Annotated in this window: 4 protein-coding genes and 1 pseudogene; 2 read left to right on the top strand and 3 right to left on the bottom strand. The window is 74.3% G+C overall.

Annotated elements, in window-relative coordinates; genetic code table 11:
• A pseudogene (locus tag ACSNOD_RS28365) lies at positions 1 to 829 on the top strand (hypothetical protein); the annotation flags it as partial.
• Here the strand turns inward: ACSNOD_RS28365 and ACSNOD_RS28360 are convergent.
• Entirely contained in the window at positions 810 to 1613 is an 804-nt protein-coding gene (locus ACSNOD_RS28360) for an RNA polymerase sigma factor SigF (RefSeq protein WP_436769927.1), read from the bottom strand. The pseudogene ACSNOD_RS28365 and the gene ACSNOD_RS28360 sit on opposite strands and share 20 nt — an antisense overlap.
• A 379-nt stretch (positions 1614 to 1992) precedes the next feature.
• Here ACSNOD_RS28360 and ACSNOD_RS28355 point away from each other — a divergent pair, with 379 nt between their 5' ends.
• Positions 1993 to 3798 (top strand): thiamine pyrophosphate-requiring protein, encoded by a 1806-nt coding sequence (locus ACSNOD_RS28355; RefSeq protein ID WP_436769926.1) that lies wholly within the window; start codon positions 1993 to 1995, stop codon positions 3796 to 3798.
• Positions 3799 to 3803: 5 nt separating this feature from the next.
• Here ACSNOD_RS28355 and ACSNOD_RS28350 read toward each other — a convergent pair whose 3' ends face one another.
• Entirely contained in the window at positions 3804 to 4382 is a 579-nt protein-coding gene (locus ACSNOD_RS28350) for a hypothetical protein (protein WP_436769925.1), read from the bottom strand.
• A 120-nt stretch (positions 4383 to 4502) separates the two neighbouring features.
• On the bottom strand, positions 4503 to 4727 hold the full coding sequence (locus tag ACSNOD_RS28345; protein ID WP_436769924.1) for a DUF6158 family protein: 225 nt from the start codon (positions 4725 to 4727) through the stop codon (positions 4503 to 4505).
• Between the last annotated feature and the right edge of the window lie 229 nt (positions 4728 to 4956).

Raw genomic sequence — 4956 nt, 5'->3', positions numbered from 1 at the left:
CGAGCCCCGCCCCACCGTACTGGCCGCGTTCCAGACGCTCTCAGGACTGACGCTCCCGGAGCTCGCGACGGGGCCGGGCCCTGCCCCGGACGGGTCGGGCACCCTGCCCGGTGGGGCGGCGTCCGGCGTCCAGGTCGCCGTGCCGGCCGCGCGCCCGGGTGCGGGTGGAGGCGGCGGAGATGCCCGCCACCCCGATCTGGCGGAGGTATCCCGCCACGCGGAACTGCTCGACCTCATGGACGACATGGCGACCGCGCTGCTGCGGGTGCCCGAGCAGGACGGCCCCGAGGCCGTCCTGCGCGAGGCCGCCCGTCTGCTGGGCGGCAGGACCACGGACTGGGTGATCGCCGACCTGGCGGAGCCCGAGGGCGGGCTGCTGCGCCGGGCCGTCGTGCTCGGCCCGCGGGGCGAGGTGGTGCGGCGGGAGCCCGCCGACGGCGGGGACGGCGAGCCGGCGGGCCTGGGCGCGGCCCTGATGGACCAGGACCCCGCCGACTGCCCCGTGGTCGTCGACGCCGTACGGGACGCCCTGCCGGCGCTGCGCGTGCGGCCCGACGACACGGACGCCCTCGGCCGGGACGCCTCGGGGGCCTCGATGCTGATCCGGGCCCGGGTGACCTCGCTGATCTGCGTCCCCCTGTGTCTGCCGCCCGCCTGTGGGCCGCAGTCGCCCGCGCTGGGCGCCCTCACGCTGCTGCGCACGGGCGGCCGGCGGGCGTTCGAGATGGCGGAGGCGGGGGTGGTGGACCGGATCTCCCGCCATGTCGCCCTGGCGCTGCGCGGGCGCGACGTCGACATGCCCCCCTGGGCTAGCTCGCCTCCGCCATGACCTGGGCGCAGAGCCGCTCACAGGTGCGGTTGATCAGACGGGAGACGTGCATCTGCGAGATGCCGAGCTGTTCGGCGATCCGGGCCTGGGTCATGTCGCAGAAGAACCGCATGTAGAGGATCTTCCGCTCCCGCTCGGGCAGTTGGCTGAGCCGGGGGCGGAGGGACTCCCGGTCGACCACGCGGTCGAAGCCGGGTTCGACGTCGCCGAGGGTGTCGACGAGGGTGTAGCCGTCCTCCGTACCGCTGAGTTCGGCGTCGAGGGAGAGGGGGGTGTAGCTGTCCAGCGCCTCCATGCCGAGGCGCACCTCGCGCTCGCTCAGGCCGGTGTACTCGGCGATCTCGCCGACGCTCGGGCCGCGGCCGTCCAGCGAGTGGGACAGCTCCCGCACGGCCGAACGGACGCGGTTGCGCAGCTCCTGCACGCGCCGCGGCACATGCAGCCCCCACATGTGGTCACGGAAGTGACGTTTCACCTCGCCCACCACCGTCGGCACGGCGAAGCTCTCGAAGGCCGTGCCGCGCTCGGGGTCGTACCGGGTCACGGCCTTGACCAGGCCGAGGGCCGCCACCTGCTCCAGGTCCTCCAGGCTCTCGCCGCGGTTGCGGAACTGCCGGGCGAGCCGCTCGGCCATCGGAATCCATGCCTCCACCAGCCGCTTTCGCAGGGCGTCCTTCTCCGGCCCCTCCGGCATCGTGGCCAGCCGGTCGAACTCGGCGGAGGTGTCGGGGGCGTCGTCGTGCGGGTGCTTCCGCTTGCTGCGCGGGCGTACTGCGGTCGTCATGGGAAATGGCTCCCTGGGTGCCGGGTGAGGGGATCACCGCGGGAGTGCGCGCGTACGCACCGGACCGGACACGTCGGGGCGATGAGCCGCTCCCGCGGGCGTGCCTTCGGTCCGAAGCACGAGGAGCGCCTGCCCCGGTCGGCACGGAGTAAACCGGCCGCATGGCACCGCCCCGCCCGCCGCCTCGTACCGCCCCGCGGTCTCCTCGCACCGCCCCGCTCCCCCGCCTCGCCACCGCGGGTTTCCGCAGGCCCGCAGCGGGTTTCCGCAGGCCCGCAGTGGTAACCCGGGGCGGAGCGCCCCCGTCGCGGACGGGGGAGGCCCTGTCGCGGGCCGGGAAGGCCCACGGCAGCCCGCCGAACACCGAGGAGGATCATCCATGGCCGAGACCGTCGCCGACTTCGTCCTCGCCCGGCTGCGCGCCTGGGGAGTCGACCACGTGTTCGGATATCCCGGGGACGGCATCAACGGCCTGCTGGCGGCGTGGGGGCGGGCCGAGAACGAGCCGCGCTTCGTCCAGGCCCGCCATGAGGAGATGTCCGCCTTCGAGGCGGTGGGCTACGCCAAGTTCACCGGCCGCCTCGGCGTCTGCGCCGCCACGTCCGGGCCGGGGGCCATCCACCTGCTGAACGGCCTGTACGACGCGAAGCTCGACCACGTACCGGTGCTGGCGATCGTCGGCCAGACCCACCGCAGCGCGATGGGCGGCTCGTACCAGCAGGAAGTCGATCTGCACAGCCTGTTCAAGGACGTGGCCTCGGACTTCCTGGAGACCGTCACCGTGCCCGAGCAGCTGCCGAACGTGCTGGACCGGGCGATCCGTACGGCGTACGGGCGCCGCTGCCCCACCGCGGTGATCATCCCGGGGGACGTGCAGGAGCTGGAGTACTCCGCGCCGGGCCACGCGTTCAAGATGGTGCCCTCCAGCCTGGACCGCAGCGGCTGGCGGTCCGTTCCGTCCGACGAGGCCCTGCAGCGGGCCGCCGAGGTGCTCAACGCCGGGGAGCGGCCGGCGATCCTCATCGGCCAGGGCGCGGCCGGCGCCCGCGCCGAGGTCATGGAGACCGCCGAGAAGCTCGGCGCGGGGGTGGCCAAGGCGCTGCTCGGCAAGGACGTGCTCACGGACGAACTGCCCTACGTCACCGGCCCGATCGGACTGCTGGGCAGCCGGCCCTCGTACGAGCTGATGCGCGACTGCGACACGCTGCTGACGATCGGCTCCAGCTTCCCCTACAGCCAGTTCCTGCCGGAGTACGGCAAGGCCAGGGGCGTGCAGATCGATCTCGACCCGCACATGGTCGGCATGCGCTACCCGTACGAGGTGAACCTCGTCGGCGACGCGCGGGAGACGCTGCGCCGGCTGCTGCCCCTGCTGGAGCCGGCGGCCTCGCGCGAGTGGTTCGACGGGGTGCGGGCGTCCGTGGAGCGCTGGTGGGAGGTGCTGGCGCGGCGCGCCGAGGTGTCGGCCGACCCGATCAACCCGGAGTTCGTGGCGCACTGCCTCGACCCTCTGCTGCCGCCGAACGCGATCGTGACCGCCGACTCCGGCTCGGCGACCAACTGGTACGCCCGCCACATCCGGATGCGCGGCACCATGCGGGGCTCGCTGTCGGGGACGCTCGCGACCATGGGCTGCGGGGTGCCGTACGCCATCGGGGCGAAGTTCGCCCACCCGGACCGGCCGGTGGTGGCTCTGGTCGGGGACGGGGCGATGCAGATGAACGGGCTGGCCGAGCTGATCACGGCGGCGAAGTACCGCTTCGCGTGGGAGGACCCGCGACTGGTGATTGGGGTGTGGAACAACCGCGACCTCAACCAGGTGACCTGGGAGATGCGGGCGATGGGCGGCGCCCCGCAGTTCCTGCCCTCGCAGCAACTCCCGGACGTGTCGTACGCGGCGTTCGCCGAGTCGCTGGGGCTGACGGGCATCCGGGTGGAGAAGCCGGACGAGGTGACCGCGGGGTGGCAGCGGGCGCTGACCGCCGACGGCCCGGCGGTCGTGGAGTTCCTCACCGATCCGTCGGTGCCGCCGATTCCGCCGCACGCGACCTGGGAGCAGCTCGAATCGACGGTGGCGTCCCTGGTCAAGGGCGACGCGGAGCGGCTCGGCGTGGCGAAGCAGGGCCTCAAGGCGAAGATCCAGGAGTTCCTGCCGGGGCGCGGGTCCCCCTCCGGGAAGGAGTGAGACCGTCAGCGGACGCGTACGGGGGCCCCGTCGGACAGTACGGCGGGGCTCGCCTCCGGCAGTACGGGGGGCGCTTCCCGCAGTACGGGGGTTGCCTCGGGCAGTACGGATGCCGCTTCGGGCCGTACGGGTGCCGCCTCCACCCGCCGTACGGACGCCACGGGCGCGGCGTCCGGCAGTACGGGCGCGGCGTCAGCCGGCAGGGGGCCCCCACCGCTCCGTACGGACGCGCCGCTCGTCGGAACGCCGTGGACCGGCTCCGGCAGCGCCTCGGGCACCGGCTCGGACACCGACGCGTCGACGACCGGAGCGGTCTCCTCCGGCACGAGCACTCCCTGCCGGGGGGCGGTGGCCGCGCACGGCCGGCTGCCGGCGAAGCGCCGGCGCTCGGGGACCTCGCGCCAACGGCCGCGGTTGACGCACGGCACGGCCGGCCGGCGCCGCGTATGGGCGCGCCCGCCGGGCACCGGGGCCCGGTGCCGGCCGTGCCGGCCCGGCCCGCTCAGCATCATTTCCTCGTACCGGCCCAACGCCAGCACGACGCCGAGCATCACCACCGGCAGGAGCACCGCGAGCAGCGCCATGGTCCGTCCTTCCCTTGGACTCGCGCGCGCTCTGGCGGAACGGCACGGGCCTGCGGAGACGGGTGACCAGGACGGTCGGCCACAAACCCGCTCGGGCGGCGCGGTCCTGGCTTCACCGTCTCACCCGTCGCGCGACCGCGCCCCTTCTCGGGTCCGACCGGGTGCAACCTGGCGCAGCGGGTGCCGGCGCAGATATTCGCCCTCCAGTTCGGCCATGCGGACGTTGTGCGCGCTCAGCGCGTCCGGGGAGCCGTACAGCAGCGTCTCGTGCCGGGTGCGGTGGATGCTCTCCAGCTCCCGCAGCAGTTGCTGTTCGTCCAGCGTGGCGGGGTCTATGCCGCCCATCGGCGCTCCTTTCTCGCCCGCGCCGGTCCGTTCCGGACCGCCGCGCGCCGCTCGGGTACCACCGGGTACCCCCGGTGTGCGCCGGCATGGCCCGGATCGTCATCTCGATCGTACGAGCGCGCCCGGCGGCCTGCCCGGTGGCGGCGCGGGGCCGCCATCGGCCGGGACGGGGCGGGGGCTGGACCCGGCCCGAGCAGGAGGCGCGGGCGCCGGGCGGACCGTGCGGGGC

This window comes from Streptomyces sp. URMC 123 (assembly GCF_051386515.1).
Lineage (GTDB): Bacteria > Actinomycetota > Actinomycetes > Streptomycetales > Streptomycetaceae > Streptomyces.
The sequence above is the reverse complement of the archived record's forward strand: the minus strand, read 5'-3'. Positions and strand labels throughout refer to the sequence as shown.